Consider the following 21,551-nt stretch of genomic DNA (forward strand, 5'->3'; position numbering starts at 1 on the left):
GCTAGCTCCCTCGGTAGGTGCTGTAGGCCCACGGCGAGACCAGCAGCGGCACGTGGTAGTGCGCGGCGGCGTCGGCGATGGCGAAGCGGATGGGCACGTGGCTGAGAAACGGTGGCTCGGCCAGGGCCGCGCCCCGCGCGGCGAAGTAGGCGGCCACGTCGAACACCAGCTCGTAGGTTCCTGCGGCCATGGTCGGCCCCGCCAGCAGCGGCGCGTCAAGCCGCCCGTCGGCGTTGGTGCGCACCTCGGCCAGCAGCTTGGTCGCGCCCTCGCCGTCCGCGATCCGCCAGAGCGCGATCTGCATCCCAGCGGCGGGGCAGCCGTTTGCCGTATCCAGCACGTGGGTGGTCAGCCGTCCTTCCATAGCCCCTCTCTCTTCGCTGCGCCTATTGCTCATGCAAAAATGGTGACGTCTCAGCCCGTCTCAAGAATCTTGGAGTCTTGGAGCCTTGGTGGTAAACGGTTCTTCCCGGCCTTCGCGTCTTCGTGTCTTCGTGGTAAACGGCACCTCTCAGCCTGCCAGGTCGGCCAGCCGCAGCCGCGCGATCTTGGCGATCTCGCCCAGCGCTGTCAGGATCTCGGCCTGCACGCTGTTGCCCAGGCGGTCGGCGAAGGCCATCAGGATGCTGCTCTTGCTGTGCTCGCGGGCGCAGATGATAAAGGGGAAGCCGAACCGGCGGCGGTAGCTGTCGTTCAGGCGATTGAAGCTGGCGAACTCCTCGGGGGTCAGCTGGCTTAGCCCGGCGGCGGCCTGCTCGCGGGTCGACTCGGCGGTGAGCGCGCCGACCATGGCGGCCTTGCCCGCCAGGTCGGGGTGGGCGCGGATGAGCGCCAGCTGGCGCTCGATGGGCGCGCTGGCCACCGTGTCCACCAGGGCGCGGTGCAGCGCGGCCACGCTCGCGAACGGGCGGCGCTTCCAGGTCTCGGCGGCGATCCAGGGTGAGCCTTCAAAGAGCGGGCCGAACGTCGCGATAAAGCGCTCGTCGTCGAGCTGGTTGATCTCATCGATGGTGAGCACGCCGCCTCCCTTTCTGCTTCTCGCCGCCCCTGGCCTGGGGATCGTTCATCCCTGCGTGGCTGGGATGGCTGCGCTGTGCTGGTTGCTGTTTGGTGTATGGGGGATAGTAGCCCATGCCTCGGGCGCTGTCAGTGCATAAAGGTATCAGGCCAGCGGGCTTTTGTATCACCCGCGCCCACCCTGTTTTACCACCAAGGCCCCAAGGCACCAAGAGAGCAGGGGAAATGCTTTGCGCGTTGCCCGGTCGGGCTGACCGGCTGAGGAATCGATGATGATGGGCAAGCGAGCGGATGAGAGCGCTTCACCCTACCCACCCGGCCCCTGCGGCGAAGGTGCCGCTATCGTTTTAATGGTCCTATGCACGAATACGAGCCGCCAGTTTTCGCCACAGGAACACCTCAAATTGGGGGTTCGAAGGGGGCATCGCCCCCTCGCGGGGTGTCACTTTTTTGGGCGGGGCATTTGCAAGCGGCAAAACGCACCATCGTGCGTGCCGAGCCATGCCAGGTAATAGCGCGCCTGCCCAAGTGGCACCATCGGCAGGTGATGCCGCGCCAGCCATGTCATTCATTGCGGTAGGGGCGGGTCTGGTGCCCGCCCGCGCCGTAGCCAGCGCCAGCATCGAACGACCCCACGATATGGGCGATGAAACGCGGCACGGAGCGCATCGTCACGCGCCGAAATCATCGGATTCGGAATTCGATGTGGGCGGCGCACATCGATGGGGCGGACACAAGATCCGCCCCTACACCCCTTGTGGATCATCGCGGGCATCGGGTCGAGGGGCGATGACGGCAATGTGATTCACGGCCATCGATCCCATATGGTTGCCAAACAGACCTGGGAACGCTGCAAAAGTGACATCATGTGAGGGCATCTCCCCCTCGCGGGGTTACGAAGGGCAGGCCCCTCGTCGCCGCCCGTGCAGGGCATCCACCCACCAACCGTGAGGAACCATCATGATCGAAGCCGCAGGCGGTCGCCCCGATCTCAACCTATTGCATGCCCTCAGGGATGGGTTGACGCGGGTCAGGGACGGGTTGACGTGGGTCAGGGATGGGTTGACGCGGGTCAGGGATGGGTTGACGCGGGTCAGGGACGGGTTGACGTGGGTCGGGGATGGGTTGACGCAGGTCAGGGATGGGTTGACGTGGGTCAGGGATGGGTTGACGCAGGTCAGGGATGGGTTGACGCGGGTCAGGGACGGGTTGACGCAGGTCAGGGACAGGTTGACGCGGGTCAGGGATGGGTTGACGAAGGTCAGAGCTGTGTTGACGAAGGTCAGAGCTGTGTTGACGAAGGTCAGAGCTGTGTTGACGAAGGTCAGAGCTGTGTTGACGAAGGTCAGAGCTGTGTTGATGAGGGTCGAGGTAAACAAAACCAAGGCCAAAACAGCTCAAGCATACAGCACCCGCGCCAGCCGCACCGTGATCGCCATATGCGCCAACAGCAAAAAACAGCAATGGATCTGTTCACCCACCTTTCCCATCCGGCGAAGGTGTGCGATGGGGGCTTCTGGCCATAATCGAGACCGTAGCGACGAGGCGGCTGCGCACGAGGCGGGGCGATTTTTTCTGAATGCTTCATCGAGCGCTCACCTGGCTCACTCGTGCGTTCCCCTGGCGTGATCGGACAATGATCTGGCGTCTTCTGCGAATGCCCGCCGCCGTGCCCCTGCCTATACTGTGCGTGTCCGGGCTACCTGGGCCTGGCGAGATTATGGAAGGACAGCAACAGTGGCCCACACGATATTGATCACGGGGTGCTCGTCGGGGATCGGGCGGGCGACGGCGCGGCGCTTCGCCAGCGGCGGCTGGAATGTGGTGGCGACCATGCGCAGCCCCGCGCCCGAGGACGAGCTGGCGGGGCTGGAAGGGGTGCTGCTGCTGCCGCTGGATGTGACCGACCCGGCCAGCATCGAGCGGGCGGTGGCGGAGGGCATCGCGCGCTTCGGGCGCATCGACGCGCTAGTGAACAACGCCGGGTACGGCCAGTATGGCATCTTCGAGGCGCTGACCCACGAGCAGATCCAGCGGCAGTTTGCGGTGAACCTGTTCGGCGTGATGGACAGCATCCGCGCCATCCTGCCGCACTTCCGCGCAAATGGCGCGGGCACGATCATCAACGTCAGCTCGGGCGCGGGCATCTTTGGGCTGCCGATGATGACCATGTACAACGCCAGCAAGTTCGCGCTGGAGGGCTTTGCCGAGTCGCTCTCGTACGAGCTGGCCGACCAGAACATTCTGGTGAAGCAGGTGATCCCGCACGGCGGCGTGGGCCAGACCCGCTTTGGCGAGCGCTCCTCCGGCGATTTCGCCCACGACCCGGCGCTGGCGGGGTACAATGCCTTTGTCACACGCATGGGCGCGACGTTTGCCGCCATGGCCTCGGCCAAGCTCATCCGCGCCGAGGAGGTGGCCGAGCTGATCTGGCAGGCCGCCACCGACGGCAGCACGCGGCTGCGCTACCTGATCGGCAGCGACGAGCGGGGCTTTGTGAAGGCCCGCCGCGAGCTGTCGGAAGATGACTATATCGCATTTATGAGGTCGTACTTTGGCTATGGAAGCAGCGGCGGATCAGATTAGGGTCACGCATTTTCTGCCCGCGCGGCTGGATGCGCTGGGCGTGCCGTTTGCCGCGATCTGCCAGCGGGCCAGGGTGCCGCAGGCCCTGTTCGCGCAGGATCGCGTGGTGGTGAGCACGGCGCAGTGGTTTGCGCTCTGGCGGGCGGTGGGCGAGCTGAACACCGACCCCGCGCTGGGGCTGCGGCTGGCCGGCGCAGTGCTGGGCGGGCCGTACGACCCGATCGCGATCACGGCGTTCTCGGCGCGCAGCTTCTACGAGGGCCTGCTGAAGATCGCCCGCTACAAGCGGCTGTTCTGCTCGGAGCAGATAGCGGTGGCTCAGGATGGCGACCTGTGGCGGCTGACAGTGGCGTGGACGGCCACGCGCGAGCCGCCGCCCACGCTGCTGATCGACGCGATGTTCGCGTCGTTTGTCGAGCTGGGGCGGCACGGCGCGGGCGAGCCGCTCTACCCCGCGCGGGTGGCGCTGCGCCGCCCGCCGCGCGACCGCGCCCTGTACGAGGGCTTCTTCCGCTGCCCGGTGGATTTCGAGGCCGAGCGCGACGCCATGGCCTACGCCGGGGCGGTGATGCACGCGCCCTTCGCCATGTTCAACCCCGAGCTGCTGGCCCTGATCGAGCCGCAGCTGGAGGCCGAGCTGCGGGCCAGCCAGCCCCCGCAGCCGCTGGGCGAGCGGGTGCGTGCGCTGCTGCGCAGTAGGCTGGCCGGGCAGCAGCCCACCCTGCAGGCCGTGGCCGACGAGCTGGGCGTGAGCGTGCGCACGCTGCAGCGCTGGCTGGCCAGCGAGGGCCTGGGATTCCAGCAGGTGCTGGAGCAGGCGCGGCGCGACATGGCGCGGCACTACCTGCGCGGCTCGGCGCTGGAGCTGAGCGAGATCGCCTTCCTGCTGGGCTACGAGGAGGCCAGCTCGTTTCACCGCGCCTTCCACCAGTGGGAGGGCACCACGCCTGGGCAGTGGCGCGCGGCCAATCGCGCGCGGCCCTAGCCGGGGGCTATGCACCCTTGGTCGGCAGAAAATACTGACCACCAAGACACAAAACGGCATCACACACAACCCATAGACCCTGCTTTGGATGCTTACCTGCACGCGGCGCTCTCAGCTTGTGGTGTATGATAGCGGGGTAGCTCCCGCGCTCTGCTGTCAGTCTGTGCTCTGCGGCAGCTTCGATCATGCATGCGCGGTAGGTTGCCGTATATTAGCGCGAGATCGCTGTGCATATCGCATACACGCTCGAAGAGGGCGATATTTTTACATGGAACCGCCACGTGGCGGATTCGCGGCGGAAGAAGAATGCCAAGAAAGCGCGCCTGGTGCTGGGCGGCGGTTTTGCGGCTATGGCGGTGGTGATGGCTGTGTCGGTACTTGCCGAAGCGCCAAGCACGGAATTATTCATAAGCGTCGTCCCTATCGTCTTTGTCATCGCGATTTGGCTTGGCCTACTTCTTCCCCCCTACATCCCCGCCGCTGTCCGCATTGCGATACAGCGCGGGCGCTACCGCGAGCACCTTGGCCCGCACATGCTGATGCAGACCTGGCAGGAGCTGGTCCACGTGAGCGAGCGCGGCGAGGATCGCACCCCGATCTGGATGATCCAGCGCGTGCTGGAGTCGCCCGACCTGTACTTTGTGGTGGTGGATGGCGGCAAGGAGATCTGGATCGCGAAGCGGGCCTTCGCCACGCAGATGCAGCGCGAGCGATTTATGCACAGGCTGATTGTTGCGGCAGGCAGGCATGAGCGGTATGGGGATGCGGTGCCACCGCCGCCCGCTGTCGCGCACCTTTCTAGCGTGACGGCGCGCGCCGATGGGGTGCCGTGGGAGTGTTCTGGCGTATACGGCCTGCTGCTGCCCGAGCTACGGCGGGCATGGCAGGAGGTGCAGGCCAGCGCCATGGGGATGCCCGGCGAGCCGCCCGTGCGCTGGTACATCCAGGAGCATACGGCCTGCTCGGATGATCTGGCCTACTGCACGGGGGCGGTCGAGCGGCTGTGGCTATACGATGGATCGCTGCTGCTGGCGCTGCCAGGCGGGCTGCCGTTCACTGTCGACCAGAACGAGCGGGGGGGATACTGGGCGGATGGCGTGCTGATGCTGCACATCCGCCCCGATGGGCGGCATGTGGTGTGGAACATGTATATGGGCCGGAAGCACGCGCGCGGCCGCGTGCTGCGCGTGACGGGCCAGGGTCGGGCCGCCGTGCTGGAGCAAGATCCGGCCTATGGATCGTGGTCGGCCTAGCGCCGCATTCATTGGAGGATCGGGGGACATCATGGATTGGGAGGCCGACTGGCTGCACGGCCTGATCTTTCAGCAGGTGGAGCGGGCATGGGTGGGCGTGCAGGGCGAGGGCGGCGGCACGCGCGGCACGCCGCCGGGGCGTTTCTACATCCAGCGGCACGCCCGCTGCACAGCGGATCTGCTGACGTGTGCAGGCCCCGCCGACATGCTGTGGGCCTATGATGGCGCGGCGCTGGTGCCGCTGCCAGCGGGGCGGGCCTTTGTCCTCAACCGCGAGGAGTCGGGCATGTTCTGGGGGGATGGGCTGATCAGCTTCCACATCACGCCGGATCGGACGCACGTGGTCTGGAACGCCCACATGGGGCGGCGCTACGCCAGGGGCTACGCGCTGCGGGTGCTGGGCGAGGGGCCGCGCGCCACGCTAGAGCGCGACGGCGCGCTGGGGCTGTGGGTGGTGTGACCCTACGCCCGTACCGAGGTGCAATGTATGCCCTGTCAGTAGGCGCTCTTTTGCTATGATACCCTACGATGCCCACGGAAAACAAAAAGGCTGCCGCTTCAGGAATAGGAAAACCCCTATAGCCAAGCGCCTTCTCCCTAGGCTATAATAGCGATGATCTTGGATTATATGGCACGTTATGGCACAGCAACCCCACGACGGCAGCATTTTCGACAAGGAGCGACCCATGGGCATCACAACGACGTATGCCGAGCAACTCCTCTTCACCGGAAGGGATGGGAGCAGGTCCGCCTTTCAGGATGTGGTGCGCGACGGCCTGGATGGCGGCCTAGATGATCGTATCGCTGGCCTGGGCGATGTGGTGCGCGGCGGGTCGCCCTACCACGCGCTGCTGGCCTGCGCCGCGCTGACCGCGTGGGGGCACGAGCTGGGCTTCCAGACGCTGATCGGCTGGGCCACCGCGCCAGATCGCACGCCATGGGCAGGCGAGCCGGTGGTCTATCACCCGGCCAGCGGCACCGATGCGGCCTTCGAGACTCTGGCCGATGCGGTGGGGCGCGGCGCGGCCTCGGGCCTGACGCCGGGGACGCGCTACCTACGCGTGGCGGCGCTGCGGGCCATGCTGCGCATTTACCACGGCTACTACTTCGACCGCACGCTGGCCATAGCCGTCGGCAGCTCGGATGCCGCGCAGCTGCTGCACGTCGACCTGCGCGCCGCCTTCGAGCGTTGCCTGCCGCTGCTGCGCGACCAGCAGCCGCCCTTCGACCTGGGCTTCCAGCTGGCCTGCCTGCTGGTGCCGCTGGCGCATGTGGATGACGAGGCCGCCGCTGGGTACGCCTGCCAGCTGCTTGAGACCCAGTCGCACAGCCGCAGGGTGCTTCGCCAGCTGGCCCTGGCCATGACCGCAGGCGGCGGGCCTGCCAGCCAGGCCGTGGCCGAGGCGCTGCGGGCTGCCGCGCCCATGCGGATGGCGTATCGGTAGCGCGGCTGTTGATATTGCTGCCTACTATTGTGACTCCTGGGCCGAGCGCCGCCGTTCAGTGTGCTGGCGGCGGCGCTTGTATGTCGCGCGCAAGATAGATGCCTAGGCGCTCTTGGCTAATGTCTCCACGTGTGTGGCACCCCGCGACGAACCGAAGATGCAGACCCCAAGAGCGATGCCACCGCACGTTTATCTTTGAGAAAAGGCCTGCTCTCTGCGGCTCTGCTAGGCGCGGTGTAAGGGATAAATGGTTCTAGTGCCCTATTATCTTCTTCAATTGAAAAACCAGATTCAAGATGGATTGATTCTTGTACAGGGCTAGTGTATACTCACCCTGTTAAATCACCCAACATATTGTTCAATCTTAATAGAGTCTTGGGATCATCTGAACGAGGAGCCCTGCGATGACCTACTCGACGCGCTCTCGAAAACGTACTCCTGATCTTGCCAATGAGCCTACGCTGGCGCAGCCTGAGTCGGCGGATATCTCACAGGGATTTGGAGTGGCGGAGATCGATCGCACGGGCGCAGAGGCGGCACCGCAGCAGGATTCCCAGCAGGCGGTCCCCACCCTGCGGCATAGCTTCGGCAGCGTGCCGCTGCGGGCTGGCGGCGGGGTGGGTGTGGCTGCTGCACCAGGGACGCCGCCGGTGCAGGCCAAGCTCACCGTCAACACCCCCGGCGACGCCTTCGAGCAGGAGGCCGACCGCGTGGCCGAGGAGGTGATGCGCGACCCCGAGGAGCCGACGACCGAGCAGCCGAGCGCGGGCGCGGCCACAGGCGGCAAGCTCCAGCGCAGCGGCGGGGCCGAGGCTGGGCCGGTGGCCGAAGAGCGCATTGCCTCCATGCAGTCGGGCGGCGGCGCGCCGCTGCCCGCCAGCGAGCAGGCCTTCTTCGAGCGCAAGATGGGCCACGACTTCAGCAAGATCCGCATCCACAGCGATCAGAACGCCGCTGACGCCTCGAAAGACCTGAGCGCGCGCGCCTTCACGGTGGGCAACAGCATCGCCTTCGCCCCTGGCGAGTACCAGCCAGGCAGCGCCGAGGGCCGCAAGCTGCTGGCCCACGAGCTGACCCACACCATCCAGCAGACCGGCGGCGTGGCTACCAAGCGCATCCAGCGCAAGACGCCCGACCATGCGGGCGAGACCGCCGCCCCCGCCGCCGAGCAGCCCGCGCCCGGTCAGCCCGCCGCCGAGGGTTCTGCCCAGGCCGCCGAGGGCGCAGCCCAGGCGCAGGGCAATCCCCCCGGTGCCGAGGTGAAGGCCAAGGCCGACACCAGCAGGCGCACCAGCCCCGCCGCCGAGGAAGCGGGCGCGGGCGAGCCGCTGGCGCAGTCGGTGCAGAAGGCCGCCGAAGGCGGCCCACGTCAGGCCCTGCAGGAGCAGGCCCAGAAGCTGGGCGGCCAGATGCTGTCCGCCGACGCCAAGCAGCCCGCCGCCGACGCCAAGCAGCCCGCCGCCGACGCCAAGCAGCCCGCGCCCGCTCAGGATGGCATGGCCGAGGCCCAGGCGGCCCAGGTCCAGGCTGGCGAGAAGGCCGCCGCCGCCGGTGCCGAACTGGCCAGCGCCCAGGAGGCTACCGCCAAGCTGGCTGGCCAGCCCGCCGAGCTGGCCCCGCTGGACATCGAGAGCGTGATGAAGCAGGCGGGCCTCAAGCCCAAGCGCCACGATGCCGATGGGCCAGATGCCAGCGTCTTCCGCAAGGAGAGCGGCCCGCCGCCCAGCGATGGCACTGGCGACGAGCAGGAGGTCGACCCGGCGGAGCTGCAGGCCCAGATCGAGCAGATGCGCAGCCAGTGCCAGGGCATGGTGAGCGGATTCATGGCCAATGCCACCGGTCGGGTGCAGGGCGCGCTGGCGCTGGGCCAGACGGCGGCGGCGCAGATCCAGGGGCCGGTGGCCAGCGCCCAGGCCACCATCCAGGCAGGTGTGCAGGAGCAGTGCGCCGTGCTTAGCGCCCAGTTTGCCCAGGCCCGCGCGCAGGCCCAGAGCGCGGCGGCCACCAATCGGGCGCAGGTGGAGGCGAAGTATGCCGCTTCGGTCGCGTCGATCCAGGCTAACCTCACCAAGACCACCCAGCAGATCGATACCCGCTACCAGCAGTCGATGCAGCGCGTGCAGCAGCTGGAGCAGACCCAGGTGCAGGTGCTCAACCAGAGCTACGCCAAGGCCGATAAAGACTATCGCGCCACAGGCGTGCAGGTGGGCCAGGAGGCCGTGGGCATCGGCAATCAGATGGCTGCCGAGTACCTGAGCCACAAGATCAACCGCGACGACAGCCTGCTGGATGGCGACCTGACCGACCGACGCTGCGAGGCGCGGGCCAAGGCCGCGCGCGAGGTCTCCAGCCAGTACCAGCCGGGGCTGGTGGATGCGGCCAACAAGCAGGCCGACGAGGCCCAGAAGGGCAAGCCGCGCGATCTCTCGACCCTGAGTGGCATCAAGACCCAGGCGCTCACCACCCTGCAGCAGCAGCAGCAGGCGCTGCTCCAGCAGGCCCGCGCCGCCGCCGATGCGGCGAAGCAGCAGGCTATGCAGGCCAAAACCCAGTTCCTGCAATCGATCACCCAGAGCTTGAGCAGCACTATGCAGACTCTGCAGTCGCAGGAGGCCAGCCAGCTCCAAGGGCTGCGTTCCATGGGCCAGCAGCAGTCGATGGCGATCGGGCAGGCGGGACAGGGCATCATCGCGGGCCTACAGCGGTCGGTGAAGCAGGCGGTCGGTGGACTGCAGGAGTCGATCGGCGGCGTGTCGGGCGCGCTGGCGGGCGTGCAGGTGCCCGATCCCGAGGCGGTGGGCAACAAGCTCGCGGAGGCGATGGGCCAGATCGACAGCGGTATTGCCTCGCTGCAGGCCCAGGTGCAGCAGAGTGTGGCTAATGCCCAGCAGCAGCTCACCCAGCAGAGCGCCCAGGTGGTGCAGGGCCTGGCTACCGCGGCGCAGCAGGGCGCTGCTGCGGCCACCCAGCTAGTCGCGCAGATGACAAGCGGCCTGACCCAACTGCAGAGCGGCGCGCAAAATGCCTTTGGTGAGATCGAGAAGTCCTTCACCACGCAGTCCTCCCAGATCCAGAAGAGCGCAGCCGATGGTTTCGACCAGGTGCTGAAGGGCACCGAGCAGTCGTTCCAGCAGGTCAATCAGAACATCAGCACCGCATTTGCCCAGGCCACCCCGGCCCTTCAGGAAGGTCTGCGCGGGGCGCTCAACGACATGCGGGCCAAGATCCGCGAGGAGGCCGACAAGGCGGCGGATCAGGAGCAGCCGCGCTGGAAGGGCATCCTGAAGATCGTGCTGATCATCGCAGTGATCGTGGTGGTGGCGCTGGTGGTCGGGCCGTTCGTGATCGGCGCGGTGGGCGCGGCGGCGGGCGCGCTGGGAGCCAGCGCGGCGGCGGCGGGGGCTATCGGCGCGATTGTGGGCGGCGCGATTGTGGGCGCAGGCTCCAGCGCGGTCATCCAGATGGGCAACAACCTGATCGACGGCAAGCCATTGATGGAGGGCGTGGTCCAGGCCGCGATCGTGGGCGCGATCGGCGGCGCGTTGGGCGGCGTGGGCGGGCTGGCGGGCGATGCGCTGGCCGGAACGCTCACCTCGACGTTCGGCAAGGCCGCGCTGAAGTTCGGCGTGGACATGGTGGCCGACACCGTGGGCAATGTGCTGGGCAGCCTGGCCACCGGCCAGCCGATCACGCTGGGCGATCTGGTCTCGGGCCTGGCGATGAGCGGCGGCATGTCGCTGATCACCAACGGCCTGACCAAGATGGGCAAGTTTGGCAAGGGCATTGAGGGTATCCAGCAGCGCTCGATGGGCACTGGCGACTCGGTCGGCAGCGCGATCGGCGCGAAGGTGGGCGCGGCGATGGATATTTCGGTGCCGAAGGTCAGCACGCCGCAGGTGGACGCGCCTTCTGCCGCCCCGCACGTGGATGCGCCGAAGGTGGATGCCCCGCCCGCGCCGCAGGTGGATGCGCCGAAGGTCGACACGCCCGCGCCGCACGCGGAGACGCCAAAAGTCGATGCGCCGAAGGTGGATGCCCCGCCCGCACCGCAGGTGGACGCGCCGAAGGTCGACACGCCCGCGCCCCAGGCCGCCGCACCACAGGTAGATGCGCCGAAGGTGGACGCGCCCGCCCCGCACGTGGAGACGCCAAAAGTCGACGCACCGAAGGTGGACGCGCCGCCCGCCCCACAGGTGGATGCGCCGAAGGTTGACACGCCCGCGCCGCATAACGAGACGCCGCAGGTGGATGCGCCGAAGGTGGATGCCCCGCCCGCGCCGCAGGTGGATGCGCCGAAGGTCGATACGCCCGCGACCCACGCGGAGACACCGAAGGTGGACGCGCCGAAGGCCGACACACCAACTGCGCCGAAGACGGATACGCCCGCGCCGCATACAGAAGCACCAAAGGCCGATGCGCCGAAGACTGATAGTCCTGCGCCGAAGGTGGAGGAGCCAGAGGCTACCGCGCCGAAGCTGGACGAACCATCATCTAGCACGCACTATGATCAGCCTGAGATCGAGCCAGGCGTGGTGGCGAAGCAGGAGCTTGATGGTGGGCATCAGGTCAAAGTCCTTAAAGATGGTCGTATCATACGCTGCTCCACATGTAGCGAGATTCGTACTCAGTATGCTGCGGAGTTGCTGGCCGATCCCAAGCTACGGACAGAGCTTGACGCCATCGCAAAGATAGCAGACCCAACCGCAAAAGCAAAGGCCTCGGCAGAGCTTGCAGCGCGCCTAGAAGCGGTACGCGTAGAAGCTACGAGTAATGGCACTCCTGCTGGTATTGATCCGAAGGCTGCGGTGGCTGCGCAGCAGGCTGGCCTTCCTGCGGCCCCTGAGGGATATTACTGGTACAAGGATGGTGGCCAGCTTATTGTGAAGCGAAACCCAGGCCAGGGAGACTCGCTTGTCCCACTTCGCTATGATGCCGACTCACCTTCGCAGTTTATGCCGGATGTCACCCCCCCGAAAGACTATCAGTGGAAGCCGCAGCAAAAGAATGGCAAGTATGAATACACCTTAGAGCCGACGAAACAAGGCATGCCATCAATTACCTATGATCCGAAGACGAAGCGCTGGATCGACGCAAATTCGGGCAAAGACTATGTCGCGCCGGAGCTTGCTGGCGGTGATTGGGCCGATCATTCGTATAATAGTTCTGATGTGAAGCCCTGTTTTGTTCCTGGGACGCTTGTTCATACGCCGAATGGCTCTTGCCCTATTGAGTCACTTCGTGTGGGGGATCTGGTCTATACCTATGATTTTACACAGAAGACGGTGGTGAAGAGGCTGATTTTAAAGCTGTATCAAGGCCATACCGAACATCTCGTTGATGTGCAGGTTGGCAATGATATAATCACAGCTACCCGTATGCACCCATTTTGGGTAGAGAGCGCCCAGGAATGGCTGCCAGCCGCACAGCTTGAGACGGGTATGCTCATCCGATTGCTTGATGGGACTATCGGGGTGGTGAAATCAGCACGAGTATACCCTGCGGTTTCGACAACCTATAACCTTGAGGTTGAGGAAACCCATAACTACTTTGTTGGTGGCGATGGTGTTCTTGTACACAATGGTTCTGATGATGATCTTTCGAACTTCGCTAGTACCGAAAAAGCGAATGCATATATTTATATTATTAAATGTGTGCAGGCAGATGGTAGTGAAGTTACCATATATGTTGGTAAAACTATTCAGGATCCAGATACAAGATACCAGCAGCACCTTGATGAATCATTAAAAGATAGCTCTTATAAGCGTATAGATGGTAAGCCTTGGGGGGATCCTGAGGTTAAAGCACGCCTATCTGTAGACAGAGTGCCGCTTGGTGAACGGACTGCTTACGAAATTGCTATATGGGAACTCTATTACATCAATAAGGAGAAGGCTCAGTTTGAGGCCCATATGCAGAATCAGATAGCACCGATCACTGAGGATAACTATAATGAGTTCAAGAGTATGCATAATCCATGCCTCTAGGAGTATATAATGCCGACCTATAAAACAGGAGACCTGTTTGCAATACCGCTTGGGGATGGAACCTACAGCATCGGGCGGATCATGCTGGATGTGGCAAAGCAGTGCTGGAAGCCCAAGCTGATCGAGGATACATCGCCGCTGCACGCATTCTCGAATAGTCTGCTGGTTGAGATCTATAAGACCACCTACGATCATCCCGTGGGCGAGCAGTCTGATCTGCTCATCCCAGGCTATTTTGTCTCACCACAGCTGGTGAAAGATGGGACATGGCCGATTGTGGAACATGTCCCAGTTGATCCGACGCAGGTGGCGTTTCCTGAGTTTGTCAGCCCGTTTGGGATGAATATGTATTTGATGCGGGGCGAGGTACGCCTCTTGCTGGGGCCAGGCATTGATGGTTGGCAAGGCATTTCTGTTCCGCTGAAGGTTAAGCCGCCGATTGTGCTGCCAAACATCTGCCGATACTATCTTGGGCGGCACGAGGGAATTGCCCCAGCGGCACTGGCTAACGCCAAGCTCACCAACCAGGATCTGCGCTTCAACGATCGCCGCAGCGAGGTGTACCAGGCGCTTGGTCTGTCGGAAGATGAGCCATACTACCCCTTTGCGGCCTCACGCGGATTTGATCTTGCACGCTTCTATTGATGTTTCCTCTCTAAGAAGATGTAGGTGCTGCAATGGGTTGGTGGCCAATAGGTTCTGATGGCGATGTGATTGGCGATGACCCTGCCGATAGTGTGGCGCTGGCGCTTAACGTCCTTGCTGAACAGTCGCAGCAGCGCAGCGGCGCGCTGCCAAGCGTGGGTGATCTGCTCGGCCTGCTTGCCACGGTGCTGCGCGAGCCAGATCTGGCGGTGCTGGATGATGCCCAGCGTGTGGCGCTGGCTGGCCTGGAGGCCACCATGCGCTCTGGTGTGACGATCAGTGGGAACGGTGAGCGCTGGATTGATGCGTGGCAGATCGCGCCGATCCGCCGTGCCTGCGCCCGCACGCTGCGGTTCTACCAGGATGCTATGGCGCGCCCCCCGCGCCTGAGCGAGGTGCTGGCCACCTGGGCATTTGTGCTTGGGAGCGGAGCCGACGACTATCTTGCGGTTGACCCAGATGATGCGCTGCTGGGGATCGCTCCGCAGCTTGCGCCGCTTCGCCCGCGCGAGGCGTTTCTCGCCCCTGCGCACCGCGAGGTGGCCGTGCGATTCCTCCGTGAGGAGGTGGAGCGCCTCGCGCTGATGGCGAGCGACCCATCTACCGATGCGGGCGGGCGCGAGATCGCGTTGGATATGATCTTCCGCTACCGGCTGTCCCATCTGATTGCGCGCTACTCTCGTGGGGACGCCATCGCGAGCCTTGGGGCCGAGTTCCCCGCGATTGTGGATGCGCTTGCGGCCTATCTCGCTACCCCCGACTCGTATGGGATCGCCCTTGAGTTCTATGAGCACTATGTTTCCTGCATGTGGCTGGTGTCGCTGGCTACCCTGCTGCATGTGGATGACGCGCTGTTTGACCGGCTGCTGGGGTTGCTCAACCAGGGCGGGCGCGATATGCTGTTCGACCGGCTAGTGGCCTATCGCCGCCCAGGTGGGGAATTGTGTCCCGATCTGCTGCACCCGCTGCCGTATACGTCGCTCGCTATGGCGCTTTCTAGCGCGGAGCCTCGGCGCGGCGAGCTGCTGCGCATGTTTTTGGGCCAGTACTACCCGAGCGCCGCGAAGCTCTCGTGGCACGACCTGCATCTGAGGTCGAGCGAGAAGTTCTTTGGCTACTGGAGCTTCGAGGTGGCGGCGTTTGTGGTGTGCGAGGGGGTCGAGGATGCGGCGTTTGCCGATGACTATTTCTACCCGCGCGACCTGACCGGGCGGCGGATGTATCGGACGTGGGAGGATTCGGAGCAGGGGGCGGCAGATCGCAGCGCATACCAGCGCTATCGTGAAGAGATCAAGGGCTGATGTTTCTGCATGAGGCGCAGGTTTTTTTCTATTCTGATGATGAATTATCGCTATGAGCGCGAACTTCTTGCCCAGCAGATCGCAGATGAGATACAAACGTACCCCGACTGGGTGGCGCTGCTGCCGACCACGGCGCAGGGTTCGGTCGAGAACGCACGGTTTGGCGCCCTGACCTTCGCGCTTCGCCTGGGGCACGCTACAGCGAGATGAAGCAGCGCCATATCGCCAGCCTTGACCTGCTGGTGACGCAGCCCGATGGAGCGTATCGCCAGACGTTGCTCCTTGGCGACGACACGAAGGTCTACGGCGAGATCGTGGCCACGTAGGCGCTGTATCTAGGGCAGAGCATGCGCGGCGACCCTGCGAGTGCTGGAGCACCTGCGGGATGCCCAGCCATCGTTTTTGCATGCCGATGTCGCGGATGCGATTCAGCGCCGTAGCTGATCGTATTTGTGGGGAGAGATGCCCATGCCTCGCTACCTGCCCAGCGTCCCCTACACCTGCTCGATCTGCCACACGGCATTTCCCCTCCGCACTTGGTTTGAGCCAGCGCGCCCCGGCGTGGTGCAGATGCCCGACTCCTGCCCCGCCTGCGGCGCGCCCATCCGAAGCCGCGCCGATCTCACGGTCGGGACAGCCAAAGACCTGATCCTGACGCACTACCAGCTGCCTACCTACAAAAAGCTCTACGCCGATGCGCGGGGGTTCTTTGTCAAGCAGTGCTTGACCGAGAAAGATATCGATACGCTTGAGGCGCTGGTGCACGATCTGGATATGGCCGCGTGGGCCGCTGCCGATAGCCAGGAGAAAGCATCGCAGAAGCTCTCGCGCGAGGATAAGCAGGAGACCTCGCTGATCAAGCGGGCCGCTGAGGAGCATAAGGCGGGCACGCTGCAGCAGGAGCTGCGCGCGGCTGCCGATCAGGCCCGCGCGGCGCTGAGGCGGGAGCGCGAGCAGCACATGAGGGTGTTTGAGCAGCGCGCGCAGCGCTGACTCTGGGTGAGGCGGGCTTCATGAGTGAAGGCGGGCCAGCGCGGCCCGCCTTCGCTGTGTCGCGCCGGGTGTGGCCTACTTCACCAGGTGCCAGCGCTCGATGTTCCAGAGGTAGAGCGGCGTGCTCTTGTTGATCGGGCCATCCAGCGTGGTGACTTTGGCGCTCAGCGCCGCCACCCGCCGGTCGCTCCACAGGAACAGGTAGGGCTTCAGCTCGCTGATGCGCTGCTGGGCGCGCTGGAGCGCGTCGGTGCGCTGGGCGCTGTCGTAGATCTGGCGGGCCGCGACCACCTGGTTTTCGTACTGGGCGTCGCTAAAGCCCACGAAGTTCAGCGCCGCCCGCATGTCGGCCACGCCCTGGTTGATCTGGCTGCTGTGGAACAGCGCGTAGTTGTCGGGGTCGTAGAACAGGTAGTCGCCGAACGCTGGGTCGCCCGCGCCGCCGACCCAGCTGCCCAGCAGCAGGTCGAAGTCGTAGGGCGGCATGTAGCGGGCCGAGAGCACGGTCTCGAAGTCGGCGGGCTGCACGGTGAGGCTGATGCCCACGGTGGCGGCGGCCTTGGCGATCAGGTTGGCGGCCTTGATGCGGCGCTGGTCGTCGCCGCGCACGAAGAGCTGGGCGGCCAGCGGCTTGCCGTCGCGCTGGCGCACTGCGCCGCCGTCGGGCACGCGCCAGCCGGCCTCATCCAGCAGGGCGCGGGCCTGGGCCAGATCGACCGTGCTGGTGGGCGGCGGCACCACGTCGGCCCACGAGCCGGGCGCGGCATCCGAGCCGATGGCGCGGCCCACGCCGCCGGTGGCCTCGCGCACCAGGGCGGGCATGTCGATGGCCTTGGCCAGGGCGTTGCGCACCTGGGCGTCGGCGAAGGGCCGCCCCTGGCGCGTGTTGAAGCCCAGGAAGTAGTAGCCGTTCTCGACGTACTCGCCCACGCGCGCGTCGGGCACCGTGGCCGTGATCGGCCTGCTGTCGGCGGGCAGCTCGGCTAGCAGCAGCTGGCCGTCGGCCATGGCCTTGGCGGCCACGGCGGCGTCGGGGGCCACCGCAAACACCACGCGGTCGAGCAGCGGCGGCCCGCGGTAGAATAGCGGGTTGGCTGCCAGGCTGATCGACTGCCCCGCCTCGCGTTTCTCCAGCTTGAATGGCCCGCTGCCCACCGGCGCATCCCAGAAGTTCAGCTCGGCGATGTTTTTTCCGTTCAGCAGGTGCTTGGGCAGGATGGGCACGGCCAGCTCGGCGAAGATCGGCGCGTAGCGCTCGGTGAGCGAGATCTCGACGGTGCTGGCGTTCAGCGGCGTCACCTGGGCCACGCGGGCGCGCAGATCGGCCAGCAGCGAGGTGGTGGGCGAGATAGTGCGCAGCTCGCCGAGGGTGTAGGCCACATCGTCGCTGGTCACGGGGGTGCCGTCGTGCCAGGTGAGGTTGGTGCGCAGCGTGAAGGTGATCAGCCGCCCATCGGCGGATGCGTCCCAGCGCTCGGCTAGGTCGGGGCGGGGCTGGAGCTTGTCGTCCAGGTAGGTCAGGCCGCTGTACATCAGCTCGATCACCTGCTCCTCGGCCCGCGTGCGCGGCTGCCAGGGCCGCAGCTCGGCCACCTCGTCGGCGGCGCGGATCGTCAGGTTGCCGCCGCGCGGCAGGGGCGTGACGGTCGGCTCGGGCGTGGCCGTGGGCAGCGGTGTGGGCGTGTTGTTGCTGGCGCAGCCCGCCAGCAGGCCCAGCGCCAGCAGCGCGCCCGCCATGGATGCCACCAGGATGTTTCGATTTGGGAGAACAATCATAGTTAGTCTTTAACTCGCTGTAGGGTTCAGCAGGCGATTATACCATCTTGGCGCGGGCGTGTGGCCGTGTGGCGGCGCGATCTTCCTGTGCTATAATCGCGCGGCATGTGTCTTTGGCTCTTTGGGCTATGCAGTCGGATCGCGGGGCCTGCCAGCTCGGGGGCGCGCCGCGTCTGAGCCTCGCCACCCGCGCGGCGCTGCGGCCCAGGGCGCATTGTCAGAAGGTTTCCGCCCGTGAGAAGCGACGCACGTCTGCCCCAGCCCCAGCATGACTCCGCCCGCCCGTTTATCAAGTGGGTCGGCGGCAAGGGCCAGCTGCTGCCAGAGCTTGTCCGCCGTCTGCCCAGGGCGTTCCGCCGCTACCACGAGCCGTTTCTCGGTGGTGCGGCGCTGTTCTTCTTCTTGCACCGCGCTGGCCGCCTGCGCGAGGGCGCGGTGCTGAGCGACTACAACCGCGAGCTGATCGATTGCTACCAGGTGGTGCGCGACGACCTGCCCGCGCTGCTCGACCGCCTGCGCGAGCACGAGCGGCACGCGCTCGACCGCGACTACTTTCTCGATGTGCGGGCCTGGGACCGCCGCCCCGGCTTCGCCCAGCTGGGCAAGGTCGAGCTGGCGGCGCGCACGCTCTTCCTCAACCGCACCTGCTACAACGGGCTCTACCGCCTCAACCGCAGGCACCAGTTTAACGCGCCATTTGGCCACTACAAGAAGCCCCGCGTCTACGACGCCGAGAACCTGACGGCGGCCAGCGCGGCGCTGCGCACGGTGGAGCTGCGCCAGGCCGATTTCGCCGATGTGCTGCACACTGCGCAGGAGGGCGATCTGGTGTACTTCGACCCGCCCTATATCCCGCTCAGCATTACCTCGGCCTTTACCCACTACACCGGCCACACCTTCGGCGCCGCCGAGCAGCGCCGCCTGGCCCATGTCACCCGCCAGCTGGCCGAGCGCGGCGTGGCGGTGATGCTCTCGAACTCGGACACGGCGCAGACGCGGCAGATCTACCTGGCCGAGGGTTTCTCGTGCGCGGCGGTCTCGGCCAGCCGCAAGATCAACTGCGATGGCCGCAAGCGCGGCGCGGTGCAGGAGCTGATCGTCTGCTCGTACGGATGGGATGCCTAGCGCGCAGGGGCGGGCCAGCCCCGCCCCTGCCGCCCGCCTAGCGCGGCTCGGCGCGGATGATCGCCGTGAGCGTGTGGCTGGCCCCCGGCGCGAGCGTCACCACGTCGCCCCCGGCGTTGGTGGTCTCCACACACACGAACTCGCGGTACTCCTCGTCGGCCATGTCGGCGATCTTCTTGGCCTCCTCGGCCCAGGGGTTCCACACCACCACCGAGTCGCTGCCTTCTTTTCCTACCACGATCCTGCGCCCCAGCGCGGCGTCGTCGATCACGCACGCGCCGGATGTGCCCACATAGATCCGGTCCACCATCTCGGCGATGCGGATGTCGCCCTGCTGCAGCTTCTGGCGCTCGCCATCCAGCTTGTCGATGTAGCCCACGCCATCCAGCCCGCTGATGGCAACTTGGCCGATGTCGCCCACGCGGAAATAGGTGTGCAGCGCAGCGGTCAGCTCCACGGGCTGTCCGTCGGTGTTGTGGGCCGTCAGGTCGAGCCGCAGCTGCGCGCCCAGCTGCACGCGCAGGCTCAGCTCGAACTCGTGCGGCCAGTAGCTGCGGGTGAAGTCGCTGGGGGCCAGGGCCAGCTCCACCGTGGTGTGCTCGTTGGTGGCGGCGGCGCGGCGCAGCTCCCATGTGGTCATGCGGGCGAAGCCGTGGAAGGGGATGGACGGGTTGTCGCGCACGCCGCCGAACCAGGGCCAGCATACCGGTACGCCGCCGCGCGCCGATTTGCCGGGCTTGAATGCGGCCTGCCTGCTCAGGAAGATCACGGGCTGCTGCCCTGCCGGGGTGTAGCCCAGCACCTGCGCGCCATCCAGCGCCACTGTGGCGACCGCGCCGCCGTGGCGCAGCTCGACCACGGGGGCGCAGCCCTCGTGGCCCGGCAGCACCTGTACGTGGTCGGGGATGGCGTAGGCTTCGTTTAGCTCGCTTGGGGTGAGTGTCATGGGTGGTATGCTCCCGCCCGCTGTGGGGCGTGTCAATGCGGTTCTCTGCCGGATTATAGCACGCTGGTGGGCCTTGGTCTTCGGGTTCGCCTGGGATGTTGCTCGTGGATATGTTTCCTGCGCGCGCTTGTCACCCCGATGGTATGGTCTGCTTCGACGATTGCGGCGGGTGGGCAGGGCTGCGGGCATTGTCTACGCTTGCTTGGCCATCTCACCCAGGGCTTCTCGCGCTATGATAGGGGTCTCTTTTGCCGCTTTGGTAGTGCATGTGTTTCTCGCTTGGTGATGATGGGGGCAGTTATATCGATGTAGCAAGAAATATATATTGTGCAAGGCATTGCACAGATTATGCGATCAGCCATATCTATGTTCTCAAACACCGTATTCTTTTTGTCGTATCAGGTAGCAGGCATGTATAAGGGTGCATGTATATAGCAACTCTGCGCATATGTGATAGAGAAGCGCGCAGCATACGAGTGCTATCAAGCAGAGTCGATGTCGCAATGATTCTGTATCTGGTGCTGAGGTATAGCAGGCATATGATAGTTTCAGATCGGGTTTCAGGCTGCTAGAGCGTGCCACAGGGCGGGAGGAAGACGATGGAGATAAGCGGGAGAAATCGTTTTTCAAGAGAGTACCTTGAGAAGGAGCGCGCGATGGTGCTGGCGATCAGCCAGATCGCCAGCTACGCGCCGCCGTCGGCGCTGCCGAGCGTGCCCGCGCTGCTGGCCATGAGCGACGACGTACAGATGCACCTCGATGCGCTCGATGCGGCGGAGCGCGCAGTAGAGCAGGCGCGGGCCGCGCTGCTGCGCAGCGCCCAGATACGCCACGAGGCGCTGATGCGCACCCGCGCATATATCGTAGCGGCCTATGGGCGCAGGTCGCACGTGCTGCGGACGATCGGACTGAAGCCGCTGGGCGACCGCAAGCGCCGTGCGCGCCGCTCCACTGTGCATCTTATTCCCCCCGCGCTTGACGCGCCCGATGCCTAGCCCCGCCGCGCGGAGCGAGAACGTGAGCAGGTGCTATGGCCACTCGATCGGCGCAGCAGATCGCCGATATCAAGATGCTGCTGGATACGCAGAGGCGGCTGCCCGCATCGTTCAGTCCGCTGCGCTTCCCCGCCGCTCCCGCGCCGGATGTGCGCGTGCTGCTCCAAGGGCGGACGCGCTAGGGCGCAGGTTTCGCGCAGGGTGTCACGTTTGGGGTGTCTCTGCGTCGGGTCGACCATAGATGCTGCGTGGAGCGTTGTGGGATGGGCCGACTATGTGCGGCTTCGACGAGGATGATTTTTTTGGTTGTTTGGTGTGTGCCCTACGCGGGCGGCGGCTAGGGGCCAGCCCCTAGCGACCCCGCGAGGGGGCATTGCCCCTCACATGGTGTCACTTTTGGGAAGTGTCAGAAGTACACTTTCCAGCGAACGGGCATGGATAGACCGAACGCGTGCTGGCGGTTTTGCCACGCGATGGCCAGGGTGAACAAGCTGCACTGC

At 65.2% G+C, this 21,551-nt stretch carries 15 protein-coding genes and 1 pseudogene; 11 read left to right on the plus strand and 5 right to left on the minus strand.

Annotated features, from left to right (window positions below; translation table 11 throughout):
- Position 1 precedes the first annotated feature (1 nt).
- The 3 genes and pseudogenes from uraH to F8S13_23260 form a co-directional block, all read right to left on the minus strand.
- Positions 2 to 364 carry a hydroxyisourate hydrolase gene (gene uraH, locus F8S13_23250; protein KAB8140669.1) on the minus strand — a complete coding sequence of 121 codons (363 nt, stop codon included), beginning with the start codon at positions 362 to 364 and terminating at the stop codon, positions 2 to 4.
- 147 nt (positions 365 to 511) lie between these two features.
- Positions 512 to 1,018 carry a 2-oxo-4-hydroxy-4-carboxy-5-ureidoimidazoline decarboxylase gene (gene uraD / locus F8S13_23255; protein KAB8140670.1) on the minus strand — a complete coding sequence of 169 codons (507 nt, stop codon included), beginning with the start codon at positions 1,016 to 1,018 and terminating at the stop codon, positions 512 to 514.
- A gap of 1,010 nt (positions 1,019 to 2,028) precedes the next feature.
- A pseudogene (locus F8S13_23260) lies at positions 2,029 to 2,271 on the minus strand (hypothetical protein).
- A 483-nt stretch (positions 2,272 to 2,754) separates the two neighbouring features.
- On the opposite strand from F8S13_23260, the gene F8S13_23265 reads away from it, so the two are divergent.
- From F8S13_23265 to F8S13_23305, 9 genes are all read left to right on the plus strand, one after another.
- Positions 2,755 to 3,603, plus strand: a complete 849-nt coding sequence (locus F8S13_23265) for an SDR family oxidoreductase (protein KAB8140671.1) — start codon at positions 2,755 to 2,757, stop codon at positions 3,601 to 3,603.
- Entirely contained in the window at positions 3,578 to 4,588 is a 1,011-nt protein-coding gene (locus F8S13_23270) for an AraC family transcriptional regulator (protein ID KAB8140672.1), read from the plus strand. Before F8S13_23265 ends, F8S13_23270 begins: the two co-directional genes overlap by 26 nt.
- 533 nt (positions 4,589 to 5,121) lie before the next feature.
- Positions 5,122 to 5,841 carry a YcxB family protein gene (locus tag F8S13_23275; protein ID KAB8140673.1) on the plus strand — a complete coding sequence of 240 codons (720 nt, stop codon included), beginning with the start codon at positions 5,122 to 5,124 and terminating at the stop codon, positions 5,839 to 5,841.
- Between the two features lie 31 nt (positions 5,842 to 5,872).
- Complete coding sequence (locus F8S13_23280; GenBank protein ID KAB8140674.1) at positions 5,873 to 6,301, plus strand: hypothetical protein; 429 nt, start codon at positions 5,873 to 5,875, stop codon at positions 6,299 to 6,301.
- 226 nt (positions 6,302 to 6,527) lie between these two features.
- Positions 6,528 to 7,286: a hypothetical protein gene (locus tag F8S13_23285; GenBank protein ID KAB8140675.1), complete on the plus strand. Its 759-nt coding sequence runs from the start codon at positions 6,528 to 6,530 to the stop codon at positions 7,284 to 7,286.
- Between the two features lie 404 nt (positions 7,287 to 7,690).
- Complete coding sequence (locus tag F8S13_23290; protein ID KAB8140676.1) at positions 7,691 to 13,270, plus strand: DUF4157 domain-containing protein; 5,580 nt, start codon at positions 7,691 to 7,693, stop codon at positions 13,268 to 13,270.
- A 9-nt stretch (positions 13,271 to 13,279) separates the two neighbouring features.
- On the plus strand, positions 13,280 to 13,915 hold the full coding sequence (locus F8S13_23295) for a hypothetical protein (GenBank protein ID KAB8140677.1): 636 nt from the start codon (positions 13,280 to 13,282) through the stop codon (positions 13,913 to 13,915).
- 32 nt (positions 13,916 to 13,947) lie between these two features.
- A complete protein-coding gene (locus tag F8S13_23300) occupies positions 13,948 to 15,216 on the plus strand; it encodes a DUF1911 domain-containing protein (protein ID KAB8140678.1) in 1,269 nt (422 codons plus the stop codon).
- A 468-nt stretch (positions 15,217 to 15,684) separates the two neighbouring features.
- On the plus strand, positions 15,685 to 16,209 hold the full coding sequence (locus F8S13_23305) for a hypothetical protein (GenBank protein ID KAB8140679.1): 525 nt from the start codon (positions 15,685 to 15,687) through the stop codon (positions 16,207 to 16,209).
- Between the two features lie 75 nt (positions 16,210 to 16,284).
- On the opposite strand, the gene F8S13_23310 is transcribed toward F8S13_23305, so the two are convergent.
- A complete protein-coding gene (locus tag F8S13_23310) occupies positions 16,285 to 17,985 on the minus strand; it encodes a peptide ABC transporter substrate-binding protein (protein KAB8140680.1) in 1,701 nt (566 codons plus the stop codon).
- A gap of 252 nt (positions 17,986 to 18,237) precedes the next feature.
- Here F8S13_23310 and F8S13_23315 point away from each other — a divergent pair, with 252 nt between their 5' ends.
- Positions 18,238 to 19,110 (plus strand): DNA adenine methylase, encoded by an 873-nt coding sequence (locus F8S13_23315; GenBank protein ID KAB8140685.1) that lies wholly within the window; start codon positions 18,238 to 18,240, stop codon positions 19,108 to 19,110.
- A gap of 37 nt (positions 19,111 to 19,147) precedes the next feature.
- Here F8S13_23315 and F8S13_23320 read toward each other — a convergent pair whose 3' ends face one another.
- Complete coding sequence (locus tag F8S13_23320) at positions 19,148 to 20,245, minus strand: D-hexose-6-phosphate mutarotase (GenBank protein ID KAB8140681.1); 1,098 nt, start codon at positions 20,243 to 20,245, stop codon at positions 19,148 to 19,150.
- Between the two features lie 467 nt (positions 20,246 to 20,712).
- Between F8S13_23320 and F8S13_23325 the strand changes: the two genes are divergently transcribed.
- Complete coding sequence (locus F8S13_23325; protein KAB8140682.1) at positions 20,713 to 21,051, plus strand: hypothetical protein; 339 nt, start codon at positions 20,713 to 20,715, stop codon at positions 21,049 to 21,051.
- Positions 21,052 to 21,551 lie beyond the last annotated feature (500 nt).

The organism is Chloroflexia bacterium SDU3-3, assembly GCA_009268125.1.
Classification (GTDB): domain Bacteria; phylum Chloroflexota; class Chloroflexia; order Chloroflexales; family Roseiflexaceae; genus SDU3-3.